At 38.4% G+C, this 22,467-nt stretch carries 21 protein-coding genes; 18 read left to right on the top strand and 3 right to left on the bottom strand.

What is annotated here, in order from left to right:
• Positions 1–117: 117 nt before the first annotated feature.
• The 16 genes from ACIP9W_RS14455 to ACIP9W_RS14380 all read left to right on the top strand — a co-directional run bounded on the left by ACIP9W_RS14455 (position 118) and on the right by ACIP9W_RS14380 (position 13,363).
• On the top strand, positions 118–738 hold the full coding sequence (locus ACIP9W_RS14455) for a TetR/AcrR family transcriptional regulator (RefSeq protein ID WP_400790680.1): 621 nt from the start codon (positions 118–120) through the stop codon (positions 736–738).
• Between the two features lie 12 nt (positions 739–750).
• The gene (locus ACIP9W_RS14450; RefSeq protein ID WP_400790677.1) at positions 751–1,428 is read left to right on the top strand and encodes an MBL fold metallo-hydrolase; all 678 of its coding nucleotides are present in this window, start codon (positions 751–753) and stop codon (positions 1,426–1,428) included.
• A 2-nt stretch (positions 1,429–1,430) separates the two neighbouring features.
• The gene (locus tag ACIP9W_RS14445; RefSeq protein ID WP_400790675.1) at positions 1,431–1,769 is read left to right on the top strand and encodes a YrdB family protein; all 339 of its coding nucleotides are present in this window, start codon (positions 1,431–1,433) and stop codon (positions 1,767–1,769) included.
• A gap of 61 nt (positions 1,770–1,830) precedes the next feature.
• Positions 1,831–2,535 (top strand): GntR family transcriptional regulator, encoded by a 705-nt coding sequence (locus tag ACIP9W_RS14440; RefSeq protein ID WP_400790673.1) that lies wholly within the window; start codon positions 1,831–1,833, stop codon positions 2,533–2,535.
• A gap of 560 nt (positions 2,536–3,095) precedes the next feature.
• A complete protein-coding gene (gene phnG / locus ACIP9W_RS14435; protein WP_400790670.1) occupies positions 3,096–3,518 on the top strand; it encodes a phosphonate C-P lyase system protein PhnG in 423 nt (140 codons plus the stop codon).
• A 19-nt stretch (positions 3,519–3,537) separates the two neighbouring features.
• Entirely contained in the window at positions 3,538–4,134 is a 597-nt protein-coding gene (phnH, locus tag ACIP9W_RS14430) for a phosphonate C-P lyase system protein PhnH (RefSeq protein ID WP_400790667.1), read from the top strand.
• A complete protein-coding gene (locus ACIP9W_RS14425) occupies positions 4,134–5,249 on the top strand; it encodes a carbon-phosphorus lyase complex subunit PhnI (protein ID WP_400790664.1) in 1,116 nt (371 codons plus the stop codon). The genes phnH and ACIP9W_RS14425 overlap by 1 nt, the downstream gene beginning before the upstream one ends.
• Positions 5,239–6,105, top strand: coding sequence for an alpha-D-ribose 1-methylphosphonate 5-phosphate C-P-lyase PhnJ (locus ACIP9W_RS14420; protein ID WP_400790661.1), 867 nt, complete (start codon positions 5,239–5,241; stop codon positions 6,103–6,105). The genes ACIP9W_RS14425 and ACIP9W_RS14420 overlap by 11 nt, the downstream gene beginning before the upstream one ends.
• Entirely contained in the window at positions 6,098–6,937 is an 840-nt protein-coding gene (locus ACIP9W_RS14415; RefSeq protein ID WP_400790659.1) for an ATP-binding cassette domain-containing protein, read from the top strand. The genes ACIP9W_RS14420 and ACIP9W_RS14415 overlap by 8 nt, the downstream gene beginning before the upstream one ends.
• Before the next feature lie 14 nt (positions 6,938–6,951).
• Positions 6,952–8,133, top strand: a complete 1,182-nt coding sequence (gene phnM, locus ACIP9W_RS14410; RefSeq protein WP_400790657.1) for a phosphonate metabolism protein PhnM — start codon at positions 6,952–6,954, stop codon at positions 8,131–8,133.
• 20 nt (positions 8,134–8,153) lie between these two features.
• A complete protein-coding gene (gene phnL, locus ACIP9W_RS14405; RefSeq protein ID WP_400790655.1) occupies positions 8,154–8,876 on the top strand; it encodes a phosphonate C-P lyase system protein PhnL in 723 nt (240 codons plus the stop codon).
• Positions 8,866–9,672 carry a PHP domain-containing protein gene (locus tag ACIP9W_RS14400; RefSeq protein ID WP_400790653.1) on the top strand — a complete coding sequence of 269 codons (807 nt, stop codon included), beginning with the start codon at positions 8,866–8,868 and terminating at the stop codon, positions 9,670–9,672. The genes phnL and ACIP9W_RS14400 overlap by 11 nt, the downstream gene beginning before the upstream one ends.
• Before the next feature lie 144 nt (positions 9,673–9,816).
• Positions 9,817–10,857, top strand: a complete 1,041-nt coding sequence (locus ACIP9W_RS14395; protein WP_400790650.1) for a PhnD/SsuA/transferrin family substrate-binding protein — start codon at positions 9,817–9,819, stop codon at positions 10,855–10,857.
• A gap of 79 nt (positions 10,858–10,936) precedes the next feature.
• The gene (phnC, locus tag ACIP9W_RS14390) at positions 10,937–11,710 is read left to right on the top strand and encodes a phosphonate ABC transporter ATP-binding protein (RefSeq protein WP_400790648.1); all 774 of its coding nucleotides are present in this window, start codon (positions 10,937–10,939) and stop codon (positions 11,708–11,710) included.
• A gap of 13 nt (positions 11,711–11,723) precedes the next feature.
• Positions 11,724–12,512, top strand: coding sequence for a phosphonate ABC transporter, permease protein PhnE (gene phnE, locus ACIP9W_RS14385; protein WP_400790646.1), 789 nt, complete (start codon positions 11,724–11,726; stop codon positions 12,510–12,512).
• Positions 12,512–13,363, top strand: a complete 852-nt coding sequence (locus ACIP9W_RS14380) for an ABC transporter permease subunit (protein ID WP_400790643.1) — start codon at positions 12,512–12,514, stop codon at positions 13,361–13,363. The genes phnE and ACIP9W_RS14380 overlap by 1 nt, the downstream gene beginning before the upstream one ends.
• 230 nt (positions 13,364–13,593) lie before the next feature.
• Here the strand turns inward: ACIP9W_RS14380 and ACIP9W_RS14375 are convergent, their stop codons facing one another.
• A complete protein-coding gene (locus tag ACIP9W_RS14375; protein WP_400790640.1) occupies positions 13,594–14,253 on the bottom strand; it encodes a Dph6-related ATP pyrophosphatase in 660 nt (219 codons plus the stop codon).
• 291 nt (positions 14,254–14,544) lie between these two features.
• Between ACIP9W_RS14375 and hpaB the strand changes: the two genes are divergently transcribed.
• The gene (gene hpaB / locus ACIP9W_RS14370) at positions 14,545–15,993 is read left to right on the top strand and encodes a 4-hydroxyphenylacetate 3-monooxygenase, oxygenase component (RefSeq protein WP_400790637.1); all 1,449 of its coding nucleotides are present in this window, start codon (positions 14,545–14,547) and stop codon (positions 15,991–15,993) included.
• Positions 15,994–16,053: 60 nt separating this feature from the next.
• On the opposite strand, the gene ACIP9W_RS14365 is transcribed toward hpaB, so the two are convergent.
• Both ACIP9W_RS14365 and ACIP9W_RS14360 read right to left on the bottom strand, forming a co-directional pair.
• Positions 16,054–16,947: a YsnF/AvaK domain-containing protein gene (locus ACIP9W_RS14365; protein WP_400790634.1), complete on the bottom strand. Its 894-nt coding sequence runs from the start codon at positions 16,945–16,947 to the stop codon at positions 16,054–16,056.
• Positions 16,948–17,499: 552 nt separating this feature from the next.
• Positions 17,500–18,732, bottom strand: a complete 1,233-nt coding sequence (locus ACIP9W_RS14360) for a mechanosensitive ion channel family protein (RefSeq protein ID WP_400790631.1) — start codon at positions 18,730–18,732, stop codon at positions 17,500–17,502.
• A gap of 155 nt (positions 18,733–18,887) precedes the next feature.
• Here ACIP9W_RS14360 and ACIP9W_RS14355 point away from each other — a divergent pair, with 155 nt between their 5' ends.
• Positions 18,888–22,049 carry a DEAD/DEAH box helicase gene (locus ACIP9W_RS14355; protein ID WP_400790629.1) on the top strand — a complete coding sequence of 1,054 codons (3,162 nt, stop codon included), beginning with the start codon at positions 18,888–18,890 and terminating at the stop codon, positions 22,047–22,049.
• Positions 22,050–22,467: the final 418 nt, after the last annotated feature.

The following is a 22,467-nucleotide window of genomic DNA, read 5'->3' as shown; positions in this document are numbered from 1 at the left end:
ATCTACTAATTTTCCAACTAAAAGCCCAACTGTTTAAAGAAATCCACTTATTGACACCTAACTAACCATTGGTTATATTATAACCAATGGTTAGTTAGGTGGAGAGGAAGTGGTTATATGAAAAATAAACAAGAGAAACGTTCAGAGGAAACAAAAAAACAGATTTTGCAATCAGCGGGGCAACTATTTGCTAACAAAGGATATGATGCAGTAACTATACGAGAAATCGCAAAGGATGCAGGTTATTCACATACAACGATTTATCTTTATTTCAAAGATAAGGACGAATTGCTGCATCAGCTTTCCATGCCATCTTTGCAGGAGTTACACGAACAGCTGCAAAAGATTGCTAAAGTAAAGACTGTATCAGCAGAGGAAAGGCTAAAAGACATTAGTCGTGATTATGTTTACTTTTGCTTGAATAATCGCAATATGTACGATATCTTTTTCAATGCAAAATCTACAAGAGTAGATAACGAAGCACCAGAACTGGAGATAAACAAACTTCGCTTGGAAATTTTTACGCTAATGAAATTAGTTATTCAAGAATGCCTTCCTTTTGCGAACGATGAACAATTGTTGGCCATTTCCCGAATTTACTATTATCAATTAAATGGCATTTTAAGTACTTATTCTTATCAGCATGAACCACTCAATGTATTAATGGAACGATTGACACCAACGTTTGACCTCGCAATTGAAATTCTTTTATTAGGCTTCAAAGAAAAATTAAAATAAGGGGACATGACAATGAAAGTGGAAAAAGTTTCTGAACATATTTGGAGCCTAAAAAAGTGGATGATAGTTCCCATTCATGTGTGGGTAGTTTTGGATGAGGACGGGGTCACATTAGTAGATGCAGGAATGCCGATGATGGCAAAAGGAATCACGAAATTTATGAACCAACTTAACGCCGGGCCTTTAAATCGAATCCTTTTAACACATGGACATTCCGATCATGTGGGAGCGGTAAAGAGTATCTTAGCTGAACATGAAGTACCGGTATATGCGCATCGAATGGAAATTTCTTATTTAGAAGGCGAAGTGCTATACCCAAAACGAAAGAAACTGGAACACAACTTGCCTAAACAGCTAACGCAACCTCTTTCTGAAGATGATATTGGAAACTTGAAATCAGTAGGTGGACTAACACCATATCTAACACCAGGGCACTCCCCAGGTCATGTTGTGTATTATCATGAAAAGGATCAAGTGTTATTGGGTGGTGATCTTTTTAATTCTAAAAAGGGAAAGCTACAACCTCCTCTGTTCACTCCTTTCCTGGAGAAAGCGGTAAAAAGTGCTGCCATTGTAGAAAAACTAAAACCACAACGACTAGAAGTATGTCATGGAAGCTCAGTGTTTAACCCTGCTGAGCAATTAGAAGAATATATTAGAAAAGCAGAGAAAAAATACGGAGGGCTTTAATCGTGATAATTATTCAATCTACGGTATTTGGTCTGTTCTTTCTAATGGAATTATGTGCACTTGCTGCCTTTTCCTATTGGGGCTTTCATATGAATCGTGGATGGCTTATAAATAGTTTGCTAGGAGTAGGCACACCACTTCTAGTGGCGATTTTTTGGGGGACTTTTATTGCGCCAAAAGCCTCTATTCCTGTATCCATTCCATTAAGAATTATGCTTCAATCTATTATATTTGCTCTGGTCGTAGCAGCTTTATATTTTTCGGATAAAAGCAGACTTGCCATTATATTTGGTGTAGTTGTTTTAATAGAAATGATATTGATGTATACGATAGAAGATTAATACAACCAATAGTAGAATAAAAGATATCATCCATAGGGAGGAGATTCTGATTTCAGCGGATATGGAAACACAAATTATCGACGACATCATGCGTAGAATCGTTTCAAAAACAATGAAGCATGGAGAAAAACTACCATCTGAAAACGAACTCACCACCAAATATAAAGTGCCAAGAATGACAGTAAGAAACGCTCTGACAAAATTAGAAGAACGTGGATACATTTACTCGGTGCAAGGAAAAGGACGTTATTTAAAAGAAGCATCCACTCAAATTCAATTGCATCTGACAGGAAAAACGAGTTTCACAGATAAAATGAAAGAAGCAGGATATGATTTAAAAACAGAGAATATCCACTGCGAAAAAATAGCGTATAATGAACAACTCTTTGAAAATATAAACGCAAGTAAAGAGGATAATGTCTACAAGATAGGTAGGATCCGTTATATTAACGGGGAACCAATTGCCATTCACAATTCCTATGTGAGTGATAAGATGTTCCCAGAAATTGCACAAGATGGTCCAAAGATCGAATCGATGTTTGCTTACTATCGAAAGCTTGGCTACGACGAATTTGCCAGTAAAAAAAGCTTGTTAAGTATTACATTTCCGACTTCCGATGAACAGCAATTACTATCCTGCAAAAGTATGGTACCACTCATCGTTGTGGAAAGTGATTGTATTGACGTAGCTTCAAGCAAAGTGCTTGAGCATACAAAAATACTGTATCGGAGCGACAAATTTAAATATGACATAACGATGGATTGAACATAAACAGGTAAAGGATGAAAGTGTCCTTTGCCTGTTTTTTTTATGCCAATTGCAGGGAAATATAAATACGCAACGTTTCCAGCCATACTCGCAACGTTGAAGTGCAGACACGCAACATTTTGGGTCATTTGCGCAACGTTTATAAAAAACCACTCAAAATCCTTTCCGTTTCACTCCAAGTTAACTTGTCGAATGAGAAGTTAGTTGCTCTCAGGGTCAATTTGGTTGCTTTCAGACTGCTACTAGTTGCTCTCAATAGTCTTTTGGTTGCTCTCGTCAGCTGTTTGGTCTCCCTTAGCCATTTATTAGGAAGTTTTATTCTGTAATAACATAATTTGAGGGATTTAGTGCGGCGGACGCTTCATTTCTCTCCTTACGACGCACAATCCCCGTATAGCATAAACTACCCATTTAATTATGCTAGTTTTTCCAGGAGCTTATACATAAAGAATAATACAAGTCCGATTATTAAGAAAATTTACAAACATTTACGATACCTTAAAACACAACAACTTGGCGACAAGTTAAGATGAACTTGCAAAGGAGGATTCAACAAGATGAAAAGAAGAAGACGCATGGAAATTCTCATACAAGAAAATGGCCAATTAGCAAAAAAGCTATCGGCAACAATAATAGATGCATATGAATGCAAAGAAATCTTAGAACCGCAATATGGATTAACGATGATTAAAATGCGTGAATCGGCTAAAAAATCCTTATTTTATATAGGGGAAGTCCTTATTACAGAAGCAAAAGTAGAGATAAATAATTGCATCGGAATAGGAATCGTTGTAGGCATGGAAGAGGAACTTGCCAAACAACTCGCAATAATAGATGCAGCATATAAAGCAGAATTACCAGAAACAATCACCTGGAGAGGCCTGCTTATTGAAGCGGAAAAACAAAACACAAAAGAACGTGCCAAAAAACAAGCAGAGCTTTTCAAAACGAAAGTAAGCTTTGAAACAATGGAAGTTTAACGAAAAAAGGAGGGATAGTATGGCTATCGATCAAGTACATGATTTGCAGCAAGTATATAGAAAAATATTGCATAGTATGTCGCGACCAGGCACCATTTCTTCGCTAGCTGATAATGCGAAGAAAGTAGATTTTGACCTGTCTTGCTTCCATGCAACGTTCTTAAGTGCAATGACATTTTTGGATGCGGAAGTGACGTTTCATATTCTTTCTTCAACCCAACAAAGCTTAATAGATAAAATATCTGCATACACATCCTCAAAATATGCACCGATTAACGAAGCGGATTTTATCATTGTTTTGCAGGAAGATACCGAGGAATCCATTCAACATGCTTTTTTGGAGTGTAAAAATGGCACGCTTATTGATCCACAACATTCCTCTATATGGATTATGGAAAGTTCTACCTTGTCCAATTCAGGGGAACTAACATTAACGGGTCCTGGCATTCATCATGAAGCTAGGCTACATACAAGTTTAAGCCCACTATTATGGCAAGCAAGAAACGAACGAACAAAGGAATATCCACTAGGCATTGACTTGATTTTCACAGATGAGAATGCCCAAGTTGTCTGTATTCCACGCACAACTACAGTGGAAATTACGGAGGTGAGCTAATGGGTTACGTTCCAGTAAAAGGTGGCACGGAAGCAATAGATGCTTCTATTAAGCGTTTAAAATACGAGCGATTAAAAGGCAATGAAACAATAGAAATTCAAACTATTATGTCCACGATGCGTGGGATGATTGATCAAGTAATGTCCGAAAGCAGCTTATACTCACCTTTCTTAGCGGCGCTAGCAATTAAGCAAGCGGAAGGTAGTATGGAAGAAGCCGTTTTCCTTATGAGAGCACATCGTTCTACATTGCCTCGTCCTTATTATAGTAAGACGGTGGAACCGGAGACTATGCTTGTCGAGCGTCGTATTTCCGCGAGTTTTAAAGATATTCCAGGTGGTCAATTATTAGGTGCAACCTATGATTATACGCATCGTTTATTAGATTTTGATCTAATAAATGAAAGCTCGGAAAACATTCAGCGTTGGTTGCAAAACTACCAAACAGAATTGCAGCAAGTAGATGCTTTCGATGAAGTGAAATATTTCCCTAAAGTAGTAGATTATTTACGCGAAGAAGGGCTTTTTGAAAATTATGAAGGAAATAACACAGCTCCTAAAGATATTACGAAACAAAGTTTACAATTTCCTTCCACTAGAAGTGAGCGACTGCAAGTGATGACAAGAGGGCAAACAGGTGCCGTCACATCGTTAGGATATGCTTCACTTAGAGGTTATGGGCAAGTGCATCCGACCGTTGGGGAGGTGCGCGTTGGTGCTGTCCCTATCTATGTGGGGCATCCAAATGAAATGGAGCATGATATAGAGGATGATTTTTATATTGGAGATATTAAAGTAACGGAAGTGGAGTCATTTGTCCCGACACAAGTGAAAAATGCCAACAACGAATATGAACTACAATTTGAAATTGGTTATGGCATTTGCTATGGGCAAAACGAAACAAAGGCGATTGCGATGAGTATTTTGGATCAATGTCTAGAGCACCCAGAAGCTGATTTTCCTACACATGATGAGGAATTTGTTTTATTGCATATCGATTCTGTAGAGTCGACAGGGTTTATTTCCCACTTGAAATTACCGCATTATGTAACGTTCCAATCGAAGCTAGACAGTGTACGCCAAGTGAAGAAAGAGGTGCAGGAAGTTGAAAACTAATACGCATTTTGCTTTTTTCGATGAAGGTTCAAAAAAAGAAATTCGTCGTGCCATTATGAAGGCTGTAGCAATTCCTGGTTACCAAGTGCCATTTGCTTCTAGAGAGATGCCGATTGCAAGAGGCTGGGGAACAGGTGGTTTGCAAATCACTCTTTCCATCATTGGAAAATCTGATGTGTTGAAAGTGATCGACCAAGGAGCAGACGAATCAGTAAATGCCGTTAGTATAAAAAAACTAGTCCATGACACGACCGGTATAGAGCTAACTGAACAAACAGAAACAGCTAGCCTCATCCAATCGAGACACCGTATACCGGAAGTTCCGCTAACCAAAGACCAAATAATTGTCTTGCAAGTTCCAATGCCAGAACCACTTCGCCCTGTGGAAGCAAGCGAGCTTAAGACAAAGACAATGCATGCAGAAAATGATTATAGCGGCGCATGGCTCATGCTATTTGAGCAAATTATGAAATACGGTAAGACAGCAACTGCTGCAGATCATCCGGTTTATGTGAATGATCGTTTTGTGATGGCTCCTAGTCCGATTCCGCGGTTTGACAATCCTAAAATGCACGAATCGGAAGCTTTAATCCTGCTTGGGGCAGGAAGAGAAAAGAAAATCTATGCGGTACCCCCTTATACAAAAGTAGAATCTCTTGCTTTTGAAGATTACCCGTTTACAGTAGAAGCTTTTGAAGATAAGCATTGTCATTTATGCAATTCCACGGATGTCTTTTTAGATGAACTAATCGATCCACAAACAGGAGAAACTATTCATCAATGCAATGATACAAGTTTCTGTATGGATCAGTTGAATAAAAAAGCAGAAGAGGAGGCTCAAAAGAGCTATGTATGAAGAGCCGATATTACAAGTTAGAAATTTACAGAAGCAATTCGGTACAGGCTGTCTAGAGTGTCGGCAGAAGGAAACAAGAAAGCTAGTGAAAAACTTTTGCAAAAGTTGTGGCACCTTGTATGCTTGCCAGGATATTTCATTCGACTTGTACCCTGGAGAAGTATTAGGGATTGTCGGAGAGAGCGGAAGCGGAAAATCAACGATGATGCAATGTTTATATTTTGATAGTGAAGTTTCATCAGGAGAGGCATATATCCACACACCCGACTTGGTAGGAAAAAATATATTTGAAATGTCAGCGCAACAAAAGCGTTTTATCCGAAATCATGTTTATGGCATGGTTTATCAAAATCCAGTGCAAGGTTTGAAAATGAACTTTTCCTCTGTCGGTAATATTGCAGAGAAACTAATTGCAGCAGGAAACAAAAATGTTGGTCAAATGGAAGCGACAAGCAAAAAGCTACTAGAAAACGTGCATATCCCATTACACCGTATGAAAGAAGAGCCTAGAAACTTCTCCGGTGGGATGCAACAACGTGTTCAAATTGCGAAAGCATTATCAAACAATCCCCCAATATTATTTTTGGATGAAGTAACGACCGGTCTAGATTTATCTGTACAAGCAAATGTACTCGATTTGATCAAAGTAATACAACGTGATTTAGGGATTAGCATGATTGTTGTATCACATGATTTAGCTGTTATTCGTATGCTCGCAGACCGCACCATTGTTTTGCTGAACGGGAAAATTATCGAAGAAGGTTTAACAGATCAAGTGTTAGAAGACCCACAACATGAGTACACACAACAATTAGTCTATTCATTACTTTAGGAGGAACGACCACTTTGTATATTATTCATAATGGAAAAGTTATAACAGAAGAGGGAATTATCGAAGGGAAAGCAGTCGTAGTTGTGGGAGAGATTATTGAAGCGATTATCCCTCAGGAAGAAGTGTCAGCTTATCCTAATGTGGAGCTAATAGATGCACGAGGTGGATATATTTCACCAGGATTTATCGATATCCATTCAGATTATATCGAAACGGTTGCATCTCCAAGACCGACAAGTATGATGGACTTCAATATTAGTTTAAGGGAAGCGGAGAAAATATTGATCAGCCATGGTATTACAACGATGTTCCATTCTCTTTCTTTTTACAAAGAAGATGTGTTTACCCATAAGCCGATGCGAAATCCAAAGAATATTCAACGTATGGTAGATGCCATAGATGCTACACACAGCGAATTGCATTTAATACGCCATCGATTACATGCACGATTTGAAATAGACAATATTGATGAAGTAGACAGTCTTGTCCAAAATATTGAGGACGGAAAGGTGCATTTATTATCCTTTATGGATCACACTCCAGGTCAAGGACAATACCGGAACTTAGAGGTGTATCGTGAAACATTAAAAGGGTATCGCAATATTTCAGATGATGACGTAAATGTGCTCATAGCCGAACGACAAAGCACAGAGTTTTTAACGATTGAAAAGATGAAGGAAGTTGCGGATATAGCTTTATCTAAAGGGATTGCGGTTGCTTCTCATGACGATGATGACATAAAAAAATTGGAACTAGTGCAGTCATTTGGAACGACGATTAGTGAGTTTCCGATAACACTTGATGTTGCAAAAAAAGCAAAGGAAATTGGCTTACATACGATTGCAGGTGCACCAAATGTGTTGCTTGGTGGCTCCCACTCAGGCAATTTATCTGCAGCAGAAGCCATTTCGCATGATTGTGTGGATATTCTGTGCAGCGATTACTATCCTGCTGCGCTGCTACACGCTATCTTTGAACTTCATGAAAAGCACGATAATGATTTACACAAAATGTTTATGATGGTCACACTAAATCCTGCAAAAGCAGTGCGCATGGATGAAGAACTGGGCTCGATAAAGGTCGGGAAAAAAGCTGACCTTCTTGTGATTGAACGAATGGAAGATGGATACCCGATGCTAACTGCAACAATGGTCAACGGTGTTTTAATCACGACAACCAATTACCGAATTAAATAATGAAACGAGGAGATAGCCACATGGCGATACTAGAAATTGTGGATTTTGGCAAGCGATTCACCATTCATCATTTAGAAAAAACGATGCCCGCTATCCAAAATATCAATCTATCATTGGAAGCTGGAGAATTCATCGGAATTGTCGGTAAGAGTGGTAGCGGTAAGTCCACCATCCTAAAGAGTATCTATCGAACATATTTACCGGACGAAGGGAAAATTATGTACGACTCCGAACGCTTTGGAGAAATTGATTTGGCGCAGATCTCGGAAAGGCAAATGCTGTATTTGAGAAAATATGAGATTGGCTATGTGTCACAGTTTTTAAGTGTCATGCCTCGAACGACCTGTCGTCAACTCGTAACGAACGCATTGTTAGAAATGGGTGAGTCGGAAGCTGTTGCACGGGGAGAAGCAGAAAAAGCATTAGCTCATTTTGAGTTAGACCCGAAACTATGGGACAGTTATCCAAATACATTTTCAGGTGGAGAAAAACTGCGATTGAATATCGCGATGGCAACCGTGAAAAAGCCTAGATTATTACTATTAGATGAACCAACCGCGAGCCTAGACCAACAATCCAAAATAAAAGTTCGAGAAATCATCGAGAAATTAAAAAAACAAGGTACAACTTTAGTTGGGATTTTCCACGATATCGAATTTATGGACGGTCTATGCGACAAAGTATATGACATGCAAACAAGACAACTAACGATAACGCAAGAAGTAGTAAGTCATGAAAGCTGATTTACATGTTCATAGTAGCTACTCAGACGGCTCTGAAACCGTCGAAACTGTACTGAAGCTTGCAAAGGAGCGAGCCGTTACCCAAATTAGCTTTGTCGATCACGATACAGTTAAAGGGCTAACTAAAATATGTACGCTCGGTGAAAAATATGGGATTGAAGTCATACCCGGTATAGAAATCTCTGCGTATGACTTCAAAAGAAATCGAAAAGTACATATACTCGGCTATAACTATGACACTAGAGCGGTACATATTGGTTCGATATGTGACGACTTACTCAAACGGCGTCAGACCCATTCTCTATGGCAAATAAAACAAATTCAAAAAGCAGGATACGACCTGGATGTAGAGAAAATCAGAGAAACTGCTAAGCCTTCAGAGACAATCTACAAGCAGCATATTATGCGTCAATTAACGGAAGCTGATTATACATCTCTTACATACAAGCAACTATATAAAAGCTTATTTAAGGGTGAAGGGGTGGCATCAGGGGACATTGTCTACATCGACGCGGTGGATGCTATAAAAGCAATTGTAGCAGATGGGGGACTTGCTGTAGTGGCCCATCCCGGTCAGCTAGATTCCTATGACTTGATTCCCGAGCTTGTACCGTATGGGTTGGGGGGAATCGAGCGAAATCATCCAGATCATACTGCTAGCGATTACCAAAAGGTAGAAGCCTTAGCTGAGCGATATGGACTGGTTATGACAGGCGGCACAGATTTTCACGGCGCATACGGAGCGACCATCGAAGTTGGTGAGGTTACTAGCCCTTCACACCTTCTTAAAAGTTAAAAAAAAATTGGTGTAAATAAGGTTAATCCTTTATAAAGTTACTGTAAATTTCCACAATTGTAAAAAGTAATGTGGTTCAATATAAAAGTAAGGTGAGCTACAACATTGCAATGCCATTTTATTTAGCGAAAAGGAGAATTAGTAATGAAGAAAAGTTGGTTTGGAATTAGCCTATTTTTAGTAGTTGCTCTATTATTATCAGCATGCTCAGAAGGAACAGCTGGAGCTAAAGATGCAAAAGTGGATGACGTGATTAAAATTGCTTGGTACCCAAATGAGTCTGGAACAGATATGAAATCTTCCCGTGATGAAATCGGTAGAGTAATTGAAGAAGCAACAGGTAAAACAGTGGAGCACCAATTAACAACAGATTATGCAATTGCCATTGAAACATTGGTCAATAATAATGCTGACCTTGCTTTTATGGGAGCTCAAGGATATATCGAAGCAAAAAATGGAAATGATGCAATACAACCTTTAGTAGTTCCTACTGGTGCATCTGGTACATTAGATGATGCATTGTATCATAGCTGGTTAGCGGTAAATGTAGATGCACAAGATGATTTTAAAGTAGACGGAGAATTTTCGTTAGATACATTAGAACAAAAAAGTATGTCTTTCGTTTCAAATAGTTCAACTTCAGGATTTGTCGTTCCATCCTCATCTATTATCGGATACTATGCCGAAAAATCGGGCTTTGAAGATTTAGTGCCGGAAGATCTAATGGAAGGTGGACCACTATTCTCCCAAGTATTATTCGGAAATTCACACCAAGGTTCAGCAGTAAATTTATTGAGTAACAACTCAGAGGTAGCAGCTTTCTGTGACACTTGCGTAGGAAACTATGTAGAAGTTATAGAAGGAGAAGAAAATAAAGTAGGATCTGTTTACAAAGTAAAAGACGATGCAGCTGAACCATTTAACACAGTAACTGGAAAAGAATTTATCTTAATGTCGGTTACACCAGTATTAAACGCACCATTCGCAGCGAACTTAGATGCTTTAGGACAAGAGGATTATGATACATTAAAAGAATTATTCTCTTCGGATGAGATTTCAAACAATGAGAGAATCTTCGTTCCAAAAGACTCTGGAGAACCAGGATTATTTTTCAAAACAGAAAATGAAAGATTTGCAGAAGTAGAAGATGCATGGTTCGATCCAATCCGTGAGCTTTCTAACTAATTGTAAAGATATTTAAGGACAATTGGAGCATGCATGTATTAACGTGCATGCTCCAATTTACAAAAAGGAGGGTAAAAGCGTGACGTTAGTGGAAGTGAAAAACCTAGGTAAGTCTTATAATGCGCAAACGAGAGTATTAAAGGATGTTAGTTTTGAAGTAGAAGCTGGTGAGTTCGTTTCGATTATCGGTCTATCTGGAGCAGGAAAATCGACACTCTTACGATGCATTAATCGAATGGTTGAAATCGATGAAGGAAATGTCATTTTTGATGGGCTTGATGTTGGAAGTTTGAACAAACAGGAACTACGTAAAATGCGCACAAATATAGGGATGATTTTTCAACATTATAATCTCGTGCCACGACTTTCCGTTATTGAAAATGTATTACATGGTCGTTTAGGTTACAAAACAACCTTACAAGGTGTATTTAACCGATTTACGGAGCTTGAAAAAGAACATGCATTTTTTCTGTTAGAAAAGTTAGGCATTGCAGATCATGCATATAAAAGATGTGATCAGTTAAGTGGGGGACAGCAGCAACGAGTTGGTATTGCCCGTTCACTAATTCAAGAACCAAAATTGGTGCTCTGCGATGAACCAATTGCTTCACTTGATCCCAATTCTTCTGAAATCATTATGGACTACTTAAAATCAATCACAAAAGAACTAAATATTGCGTGCATCGTCAACCTCCATCAAGTAGAAATCGCTTGTAGTTATTCAGATCGAATTATTGGTTTAAGTAAAGGTAACGTGGTATTTGACGGTCCGAGCTTTATGCTAACTTCTGCTCATACAGACGAAATCTATAGGACAAAAACAGTAGAGACTAGAAAGCTAGTCACTGTGTAAGGAGCAACTAAACGTGAATGAAAAAGCAATGCGGAGCCAGCGAAAATGGCAAACGATTATTTGGGTAGCGATTATTATCACATTTACTTATTTAGCATCTGATATTACAAACTTTAATATCATACATGGGATTGCCACTTTACCGAATGCCATTACATGGATATTTTCTAATTTGACTATAACACCAGAAACACTGGAAAGATTGCCTAAAATATTGGAGAAATTAGCCGAAACGATTCTTATGTCCATTGCAGCAACAACAACAGCGACAATCTTTTCATTATTTTTAGGGTTAATGGGGTCCAAAACGACTGGCACTAGTAGTTTATTAGGTGTATTCGCTCGATTTATTGCTTCTGTTGCAAGAAATATTCCGGTGGTCGCTTGGGCTTTAATACTTCTTCTGTCTTTTGGACAAAACTCGATGACAGGATATTTGGCCTTATTTGTAGGTTCTTTAGGTTTTCTAACGAGAGCATTTATTGAAACGATAGATGAAGCTAGTCATAGTGCGGTGGAGGCGCTCCGAGCTACAGGTTCTACTTATTTTCAGATCGTCTTCAAAGCGGTTATTCCTCAATGCCTACCTCAAATGATCAGTTGGATTTTGTTTATGATTGAAACAAATATCCGGAGCGCAACACTAGTTGGCATTTTAACAGGAACGGGGATTGGGTATTCCTTTGACTTGTATTATAAGACGCTTAACTATAATGCAGTAGCACTAGTTACTTTCGTCATCGTCATCTCCGTAATTATTATTGAACTTATGTCAAACCGAATACGGAAGGTGATTTTATAATGGAAGCTACTACACCCTTTGTAAAACGGCGAGCAAATGGTCGAATTTCGATTAAATCAGGCAATAAAGTAGAGCAAGTCATGGCTGGTACAATCGTCATTTTAACCATTCTTACAATATTAGCTTTTTTCTTTTTCAATTATGCGGGACTGAATATATCGAAGGCTATCCCGGAGACGGCCTATAATCTAAAAACAATGTTTTTAGAGCCGGCTTTAAGCCATTTCACGTGGGGAGAAGCCATTTATCAAGTAGGGATTACTTTAGGATTAGCTTTTCTAGCAACGATTCTAGGAGCAGTTATCGCATTTTTTTTAGCACTAATGGCTGCAACCAATTTATCTAACCTCTGGGTATCTAAGGCTGTTCGAATTGTCGTAGCTTTTATTCGCGCAGTACCGACTGTGTTATGGGTTTTAATCTTTGCAATTGCTGCAGGTCTAGGGAGCGAAGCAGCTGTACTAGGGATGCTTTTTCATTCCATCGCTTACTTGGTTAAAGCATTTTCAGAGGCATTCGAAGAAGTGGATAAAGGAATTTTAGAAGCATTGACGGCAACTGGGGCTAATTGGTGGCATATTATTACACACGCTGTTTTACCCTCTACTTTTACGTATTTGTTATCTTGGACGTTCCTGAGGTTCGAGATTAACTTCTCCGTAGCTGTCGCAATGGGAGCTGCAGCCGGAGCAGGAGGAATTGGATTTGAACTGTTCATGGCGTCTGGATTCTACTTTGATATGAGAGAAGTTGGGTTAATCACATATATAATCTTATTATTAGCGATTGTACTGGAAATTTTGTCGACTCAATTGAAAAAACGCTATTTCCCGGCAAAGGCTGTAAGATAATAAGGAAAAGGGCTTTCCGATTATGGAAAGTCCTTTTTAACCAAAGATGAATGTAATTATTTTCTTGTTAAAACAATAATTTTTGGAAAAGATATCCTTAGCGCGACAAAAGAGGCCATGAACGCGACAAACAAGTACTCGAGCGCGACAAAACCACTAGTGAACGCGACAAACCAATACTCGAAAGCGACAAAAAACTCATCACAAATAGAATCAGCTAAACTACTTACTTATTCTTCAAGTGAAACTGGCGAAAATACATAATCTCCTCGATGCACTGGCTCACCAATAATAACCGGAATCCGAGAAGAAAAAATTGGTCCATCCACTATAACCGTATGAAACTCACCGTTTTCTCCACAAGCATCAATGCCAGCAAGCTCGAGTTCCTCTACAATCTCTCTCGTCAATTTTTCCCCAACATACTTAGCGGGCATCATCTTTGTGTTTACAACAATGATCCAAGCTTCAAACCCTTCAGCTAATAACTCGTCCACAACAGATTTTCTTGTCATTTGCCAAAGCGGATGCACCGCTATAATATCCGACTTTGCACATGTTTTTTGCACCCATTCTAAATGTCCTTCCAGATCAATGTCGCCAAACACCCCATGTGTAATTCCTTCTTCTCGGCAAGCATCCATCGCATTAGTAAATTGATGCTCATAAGTACCCCAACTAGCTGCTTTTGTTAATAAAGGCACGCCAAGTCGCTCTACTTGGGCTTGTACGACTTCTAATGGAAGTGCATGCGACTTAGAAATTTCCCCGTCTTCCTCAAACATCGTCAGCACTTTTTTCGGCGTCATTCCTAATTGTACTGCTCGGTAATAAGCCAATGCAGAATCTTTTCCACCACTCCATGAAGCTACAAAACTTGCATTTTGCATGCTAGAAACACCCCTTTTATACTAAGGTACATGATTACTTGAGAAAATTTCAAGTGATGATTCTGTTTCTGTGGAATAAAATGGTCGAGAGCAATCCATTTCTAAAAAAGAGCAACTACAAGACTAAGGAAAGCAGTCATAGAGGAACAACTAAATGGGTTAAGGGATCGTTTTCTTCCTATACGAATAAAACATCCTACTTGACCCTCTGTAACAATCATTGGCAAATATTAATAGTATACATCAAAGGAAATTCGAAACAATCAGCTTGTACCATCGAGGAGTGGAAGTATGCCAACGATTACGGGAAAGCAATACATCGAAAGGATTGATAAGTTAAAAACGGAAGTATGGATAGATGGTGAACGAGTGATAGGTAATATTTCGGAGCATCCTGCATTTAAAGGAGTTATGAAGAGCCAAGCAGCCTTGTATGATTTACAGCATGATGATTCGCTAAAAGAGATGATGACTTATCCATCGCCATCTACTGGCGAACTTGTAGGTATGTCTTATTTTCAGCCTAAAACCAAAAAGGATTTAGTTAAAAGAAGAAAAATGATTCAACAGTGGGCAAAATCAACTAATGGGCTTATGGGAAGAAGCCCGGACTATATGAATACGACTTTAATGGCTCTAGCATCATCATCCGAGCTATTGAGAGGTAAGAAAAACTGTTTTCCTGAACATTTGCTAGCATTCTATGAATATGCTCGCGAGCAGGATCTATCGATGACACATACTTTTATCGACCCACAAGTGAATAGGACACAATTTTACTTTGAAAAAAACAGTGAGCCTATAGTAGCGAAAATTGTGGAGCGAAACGCAGAGGGAATTGTTGTAAAAGGAGCAAAATTATTAGCGACACAAGGGGGAATCACAGACGAAATTTTGGTTCTTTCTGCAGGAGGAATTTTGGATGAGGAGAGTGGATTTGCTTTTTCCATCCCCAGTAATAGTAAAGGATTAAAATTTATCTGTAGGGAATCATTTGTAGGTGGAGACTCTGCATTTAATTATCCTTTGAGCTCACGCTTTGAAGAAATGGATAGTATTGTGGTGTTCGATAATGTGCTGGTGCCATGGGAGCGCGTATTTTATTATGATAATTCAGCAATTGCGAACAGCTTCCAAATAACTAGCTCTTTTCAAGCCTTTGCATTGCATCAAGTGGTGTCGAGACAAATCGTGAAAACTGAATTTATATTAGGCATCGCAGAGTCCATTATCAACACGATTAATATATCCGAATACAAACATGTGCAGGAGAAGGTTGCTGAGATTATAGTGGGACTTGAAACGATGAAAGCATTAGTCATCAAGTCAGAAGTAGAAGCAAAGTTGGATGAATGGGGGGGAATGCGTCCAGACAGTACAACACTACTTGTTGGTATTAATATATTTCCACGTATTTATCCAAGATTTACGGAAATCATTCAGCTGTTAGGTGCTAGTGGATTGATGACTGTTCCAACAGAGCTTGCTTTTCAGTCGTCTATACGAAAAGACTTAGACCTGTACCTACAATCCAGAGGGGAAAATGCAGAAGAGCGTGTCAAACTTTTTCGTCTAGCTTGGGATTTAACTATGAGTCCATTTGGCACACGCCAAACGTTGTATGAACGCTTTTTCTTTGGTGATCCGATACGACTTTCTAGTCAATTGTATCAATCGTATAATAAAGAGCCGTATGTGGAACGAGTGAAAGGAATACTTGAAGCATTCTCCTTGAAATAAGAAATCCCAACCATTTTAAATGGTTGGGATTTTCATCATTGGTTGACTTGCCAATAACAATTAAAGCTTATTTCGTTTATCAAATGTATCTTCACCTAATATATTTTCCTCTAAAGGGTCATTATCCAAAGCATTTCTCTCTAAAATAGCATCTGGATCATTAGGAATCCCATCAGTACGGTGGATATCTGCCTGTTCACGACGAACAGTCTCGCTAACCGTCTCGGTATCTTTTACTTTTTTCTTACCTACAACAATTTCCTCACTTACCACTGGGCGTTTTGTCACTTCAACGCGTTCCTCCATGACAGGAATATGAATACTCTCGCCATCATCGAATACTTCTCCAGCCGCAGTCTCTGCATCGACCGCGCGTCTTTCGATGTATACTTCTTCTCTTTCAACAGGAACTTCCACTGTTTCTTGCTCTTCTACAACGTATTTATCGACGTTTACTTCACCTGCCAGTTGGCGTTCTTTGTCAATCGATAATCGTTCCTCATGAAGCTGCAAATGTTCTTCTTTGGTATTGTCCCCCACATAAGCCGTATCGGTAGAATCGATATTGGCACCAACGTAACCTGCGCCTGTGCCTAAATCGATATTTTTGTCGTCGTAAATAGTCCCATAATTCTTGTCTACGTAAAGTAAAAATGAACCATCTTTGACATCGCTGTAGTATCGTTGTGACTCCTCTTCTGTAAAGCCCATGTCATGGAATGCTGCACGAACAGGTTCATCTCCGCTCATAAAGGCTATAAACTTGTCTAACCAGTTTCCATCAGCTGATACGAGATCCACATCAGTCTGACCACGAACAATTGATAAAGAATCTTTATCATTGGTAACTACATAAATATCATTTTCGACATAACCTTCATTTTTTAACTCTTTAATCTTATGCAATACTTCCTCTTCCGTTCTGAATGATCCAACATATTTTTTATCTGCCATTATAGTGTTCCTCCTATTATTTTAAGATTTGATATGTTACTTGTTTTATAGAATACCCAATTGAATTCTGGATAAACAAAAAAAAGAAGGAGGAATTTGAAATTGGATAGACGAATAAAAGACAATTACTTAGAAGAGTAGGGTGAGAGAAGGAGGTAAACGGAGATTTTATTTCTAAAAAAGTTAGACGTAATAATTTCAAATAAGTAGATATTTCTACTCCAACAAGTAGAAATATCTACTTCTCTATGTTTTTGGTTAATGTTTTGTATTTAAATCTCTCCTAAGCGATGACTGTGTGTAATAACAACTTTAATAACTCTTCCAATGTTTCTGGTAGTTGCTCTGGTAACTCAAATGGACTCATCATTTTCTTTCCTCCTTTTTTGTTATCTCATAATCTATTAACAATATAGTCAATCTATCTAACTTTTATACTTGAATTTATAAAAAATTTTAAGAAAGTTTCTAATCTCTTAAAAGAGAGTCTATTTGGTATATATCAAACAAAAAAGCGAGCTACTACTGATGGTTTACAGTAATAGCTCGTCCTTATATATTCGTAAATTTTTTCAAATCGTTCCCAGATGGATTCTGGAATACTTGAATTCCAAATTCTGGAGCAATGGCAAAAAGATGATCAAAAATGTCGGCTTGAACTGTCTCATACACAGCCCATGCTACATCATTTGTAAATGCATATATTTCTATTGGTAATCCGTGTTCGGTTGGTGCTAATTGTCTAACCATTAAGGTCATTTCTTGGTTAATTCCAGAATGATTTCGAAGATAGTTGCTAATATACGCTCTGAATACACCGATATTCGTAAGCGCCCTACCATTCACGGGATTACTTTTGTTAATTTTATTTTTATTATTGTACTCTGTAATCTCACGTTCTCGAAGCGGAATATAGTCCGAAAGATGATGGATATTTTTAAAGCTACTGATCATTTCCTCTGTACAAAATACAATACTATTTACATCGACATTTAGTGAACGCTTAATCCGCCGGCCTCCAGAGGATTGCATCCCTCGCCAATTGATAAAAGAATCGGATATTAGCGCATAGCTTGGAATCATCGTTATCGTTTTATCGAAGTTTTGTACCTTAACGGTATTGAGGGAGATATCAATAATGTCTCCGTTTGCCCCGTATTTAGACATTTCAATCCAATCGCCAACTTGAACCATATCATTAGTCGACAACTGAATTCCCGCAACAAGGCCTAATAACGAGTCTCTAAAAACCAACATGAATACAGCTGAGAGAGCACCAATTCCACTTAGAAGAAGAAGGGGGCTTTTTCCCATCAGGTTTGCGATGACGAGAATAATTCCAAACGTTATGACAATAATTTTAATTACTTGAATATATCCTTTAATAGGCTTGGTCTTAGATACTTCATATGTTTGATATATATCATTCATTGCATTTAAAGAGCTATTAATAACGATTAAACCCATAATAACTAAATAGACCATTGCTCCCTTTTCTATCAAATGTTGAAAGGATGGAAAAGTGGAAGCAAAGTAGTAAATTATAATTGCAGGAACTATATGCGACAATTTATGAAAAACTCTTCTTTCTAAAAGGACATTATCCCAATGGAACTTAGTGTTGTTAACAATTTTGGTAATCATCCTAATTACTACTTTTTTCGTGATAAAGTTCGCTATTATGCAGAAAATCATTATTAAGATTATGGTAATAACAATGGATAGATATCTTACTAAGGTAGCATCCATTCCATATTTTAAAAGCTGTTGGCTTACGATTTCCATCTATTTCACTCCATTTGTTGACATAAATATCATTATATCAAAATAAATTGACCTTCACCTTGTTCCATGTTTCAACACAAAACATGCTAAGATATTACCAAACAGAACAAATCCATAACAGAGATAACTAACAGTAATCGAGAAAGGACTACAATATGAACTTTTCGATGAATGAAACAAAAATCAAAAAACTATGCGGCGTTACTGCATTTAAAAAGGGGAAGGCATACTTTCAAGCCGAAAAAGTAAATCTTCACCCAGCTAAAAAAGAAAGCACAGTTTTTACCGCCAGTGTGACAGTGGGGGATGGCTTTGATGTCATGGTAAAAGCAGCTCCCAGTGGAAAAATAGTAGCTAGTTGTACATGTCCGCAAATAAGCTTTGTACAGACATACTGCCAGCATATTGCGGCCGTACTACTATCAATTGAAGAGAAGCAGCAGGCGGAGGATCACTTAGCGGCACAAATGCTAGAACTATTTGAAAATAAATCCTCAGCTCCTACCGGTAAGCAGCTACATTTTGATAAAAGACAGACATTGCATGTGGAGTTCACATACCGTCCTGTTTATCAAACAGAGGGGGAGTATGCATTAGGCATACAGTTAAGTATTGGTTCCCGTAAGCTACATCCGGTCTCCCATATAGCAAAATTTTTGAGTGCAATGGAAAGTAGAGAACCCTTTGAATATGCACCGGGCTTGATCTATACACCACAGCTCTTCAGTTTTCCAAGAGAAACGGATGAAGTTCTTCAATTTCTGATGAAAAGCCAGCGAATAAAAAGTAAAACCGCCTTACAAGAAGGACTGTTACTTATCTCCGTCTCGGATTGGGAGCAGCTACTTCCTTTATTGAAAAAAGCACCGGCAGTTAGAGTAATGCAGGGTGGACAGATTTTCGACGGAGTTCATATAGGAAAAGAGCTTTCTCTCAGCTTTGAATTTGAGGAAGGGAATACGACCGGCTATCAATTGAATGTGAAAGGTCTCGAGCAAATTACCGTATTAAAGGCTTACGGCTATGCACTTTCAGACGGTGTCCTATATAAGCTTCCTGCAGATGAATGCAATAGGCTAGTGGAGCTGAAAGCAATGCTGGATAAGTCAGGAACACATCAACTCGTTATATCAGACGAGCAAATAGATCATTTTATGGAAAAAGTTATTCCCGGTTTGATGAAGCTTGGTCATGTGATAATTGCAGAATCTATTTCCAAACGACTAGGGGAAACACCACTTCGTATCAAGATGTTCCTAGATCGAGTGAAACACCGGTTATTAGTAGGATTAGAGTTTCATTATGGGCATTTAGTCATCAATCCATGCGAGGAAACCGAAGAAACATTTTCGCATTATCCAGGAATAAGACGCCAGCGCAATAAGGAACTTCAAGTCATTAAATTGCTTGAGGAAAACTCCTTTACCCAAACAGAAGGTGGATTTTTTTTATACGACGAGGAAGCAGAGTATCATTTTTTATACCACGAACTTGGAAATATGGAAAAATGGATACAGATTTATGCTTCGACAGCCGTGAAAATGCGTGTGCAAAGAGGTTATATTGGTCCAAGGATAAGAGTCGAAGTAAAGGAACGAACAGATTGGCTAGAGTTTAAGTTCCATCTAAAAGAAATTTCGGAAAAGGAAATCCAGCGGCTGATGGCTTCTATTGAAGAAAAACGAAAGTTTTACCGCATTCCAGGTGGCAACTTAGTTTCACTTGAGACACCTGAATACCAAGCTTTATCTAGCTTCATTATTGATATGGGAATTACGACGGATACGATGGAAGAAGTAATTCGAGTTCCATTAATAAAAGGAATGCAAATGATCGACTCCTTAGAGCAAAGTGACCTGGTAGAACCGGGAGAAAAATTTGCTAAGCTAATGAAAAACTTACACAACCCTGAAAACTTAGAGTTGGATAGTCCAATCCCTTTAGAAGGGGTCCTTAGAGATTATCAAAAAGTAGGATTTAGATGGTTCCAGTTACTTGCAAAATACAGATTCGGAGGTATCCTTGCTGATGATATGGGACTTGGTAAAACGCTTCAAAGCATTGCTTTCATTGAATCGGTTCTTTCAGATGCCCGCACTCGTCATTTACCGATACTAATCGTATGCCCAGCCTCCCTCCTATACAATTGGAAGAATGAGTTAGAAAAATTCACGCCACATATTCAAACACAGGTGATAGATGGCAATAAAACCAAAAAAGCTGATTTGTGGAAACAGAGTGCTCATGTAGATGTAGTAATTACCTCGTATCCAACGCTTCGAATGGATACAGAGCTATATAGGAATCGCCTATTTCATACGTTGTTCTTAGATGAAGCACAGGCTTTTAAAAACCCACTCACCAAAACAGCAAAAGCGGTGAAATTGATTCAAGCAGAGCATCGTTTTGCACTTACCGGCACGCCGATCGAAAACGCATTAGATGAGCTCTGGTCAATATTTCACGTTGTGTTTCCAGAGTTATTGCCAGGAAGAAGAGCCTTTAGTGAATTAAACCGTGATAGTATAGCAAAACGAGTACGCCCGTTTATATTGCGCCGCATGAAACAGGATGTACTGAAGGAATTACCAAACAAGACAGAAACAATGCTGTATTCCGAGTTACAAATAGAGCAGAAAGCGTTATATGCTGCCTATTTGGCTGAGCTTAAACAAGATGCATTGAAGCATTTGAAAAAAGGGGAGCTCCAAAGAAATCGGATAAGAATATTGGCCGGGCTCACAAGACTTCGCCAAATATGCTGTCATCCAGCTCTTTTTGTGGAAGGTTATAAGGGAAGCTCGGCTAAATTTGAACAGTTGATGGAGCTATTAGAGGAATGTCGAATATCAGGTAGAAGAGTGCTCATCTTTTCACAATTTACACAGATGCTAGGTATTATTAGAAGGCAACTAATCCGAGAGGGAATTCCCTATTTCTACTTAGACGGCCAAACACCATCAGAGGAGCGAGTAGCATTATGTGATCGTTTTAATAACGGAGAAGGGAATCTATTTCTAATTTCGCTAAAAGCAGGGGGAACTGGGCTTAATCTGACTGGTGCAGATACAGTAGTGCTTTACGATTTGTGGTGGAATCCAGCGGTGGAGCAGCAAGCTGCAGACCGTGCACATCGAATGGGACAAGAAAACGAAGTCCATATCATTCGTTTAATAGCAAAGGGTACAATCGAAGAAAAAATTACGCAACTGCAACACAAGAAGAAAAGCCTCATCGATGAAGTCATTCACTCAGGGCAGGATACACTGTCCACTATGACGGAAGAGGATATTAAAGAGATACTAATGATTGAATAGAAACTTAAGATCCAAGAAAAGCATGCATTGCTTATCTTGGATCTTTCTGTTTATGACAATGATAAAATTAATAGTATTTGGTTCCTGTAAACAGTATTATTAAGGTTCTCCTTCTAATTCGCCTTAAAATATGCCCTTTTAAGGCCTTTCTAATAATAATCCCATACCAAAACATGCGAAGGGGTTTAAATGTTCTTAAACACCCTTAAAACTAATTAAATAAAAAAACCGATTAGCTTAAGTGGTTAATAGATAATTTCTGTTATAAGAAAGCGAAAAGTGGGGTGTTAATTTTCTTACTAAAATTTCTTCTTTAGAGGAGTAAGTGAGAAGTAAATCTTATAATTACAGTTAGTAGATATTTCTTCACAGAAATCCCCTGTTTTCAAATAATATTAGTTGAGGTAAAAGCATCAAA

This window comes from Psychrobacillus sp. NPDC093180 (assembly GCF_044754065.1).
Lineage (GTDB): Bacteria > Bacillota > Bacilli > Bacillales_A > Planococcaceae > Psychrobacillus.
Note: the sequence above shows the minus strand (reverse complement) of the source record. Positions and strands in the feature narration are given on the sequence as shown.

Excerpts from the sequence above, each read along its gene's own strand:
- ACIP9W_RS14375 (WP_400790640.1), bottom strand. The coding sequence starts at position 14,253 with ATGCAAAATGCAAGTTTTGTAGCTTCATGGAGTGGTGGAAAAGATTCT.
- hpaB (WP_400790637.1), top strand. The coding sequence starts at position 14,545 with ATGCCAACGATTACGGGAAAGCAATACATCGAAAGGATTGATAAGTTA.
- phnL (WP_400790655.1), top strand. The coding sequence starts at position 8,154 with ATGGCGATACTAGAAATTGTGGATTTTGGCAAGCGATTCACCATTCAT.
- ACIP9W_RS14380 (WP_400790643.1), top strand. The coding sequence starts at position 12,512 with ATGGAAGCTACTACACCCTTTGTAAAACGGCGAGCAAATGGTCGAATT.
- ACIP9W_RS14355 (WP_400790629.1), top strand. The coding sequence starts at position 18,888 with ATGAACTTTTCGATGAATGAAACAAAAATCAAAAAACTATGCGGCGTT.
- ACIP9W_RS14415 (WP_400790659.1), top strand. The coding sequence starts at position 6,098 with ATGTATGAAGAGCCGATATTACAAGTTAGAAATTTACAGAAGCAATTC.
- ACIP9W_RS14450 (WP_400790677.1), top strand. The coding sequence starts at position 751 with ATGAAAGTGGAAAAAGTTTCTGAACATATTTGGAGCCTAAAAAAGTGG.
- ACIP9W_RS14425 (WP_400790664.1), top strand. The coding sequence starts at position 4,134 with ATGGGTTACGTTCCAGTAAAAGGTGGCACGGAAGCAATAGATGCTTCT.
- phnH (WP_400790667.1), top strand. The coding sequence starts at position 3,538 with ATGGCTATCGATCAAGTACATGATTTGCAGCAAGTATATAGAAAAATA.
- ACIP9W_RS14400 (WP_400790653.1), top strand. The coding sequence starts at position 8,866 with ATGAAAGCTGATTTACATGTTCATAGTAGCTACTCAGACGGCTCTGAA.
- ACIP9W_RS14365 (WP_400790634.1), bottom strand. The coding sequence starts at position 16,947 with ATGGCAGATAAAAAATATGTTGGATCATTCAGAACGGAAGAGGAAGTA.
- ACIP9W_RS14395 (WP_400790650.1), top strand. The coding sequence starts at position 9,817 with ATGAAGAAAAGTTGGTTTGGAATTAGCCTATTTTTAGTAGTTGCTCTA.
- ACIP9W_RS14360 (WP_400790631.1), bottom strand. The coding sequence starts at position 18,732 with ATGGAAATCGTAAGCCAACAGCTTTTAAAATATGGAATGGATGCTACC.
- ACIP9W_RS14440 (WP_400790673.1), top strand. The coding sequence starts at position 1,831 with ATGGAAACACAAATTATCGACGACATCATGCGTAGAATCGTTTCAAAA.
- ACIP9W_RS14455 (WP_400790680.1), top strand. The coding sequence starts at position 118 with ATGAAAAATAAACAAGAGAAACGTTCAGAGGAAACAAAAAAACAGATT.
- phnG (WP_400790670.1), top strand. The coding sequence starts at position 3,096 with ATGAAAAGAAGAAGACGCATGGAAATTCTCATACAAGAAAATGGCCAA.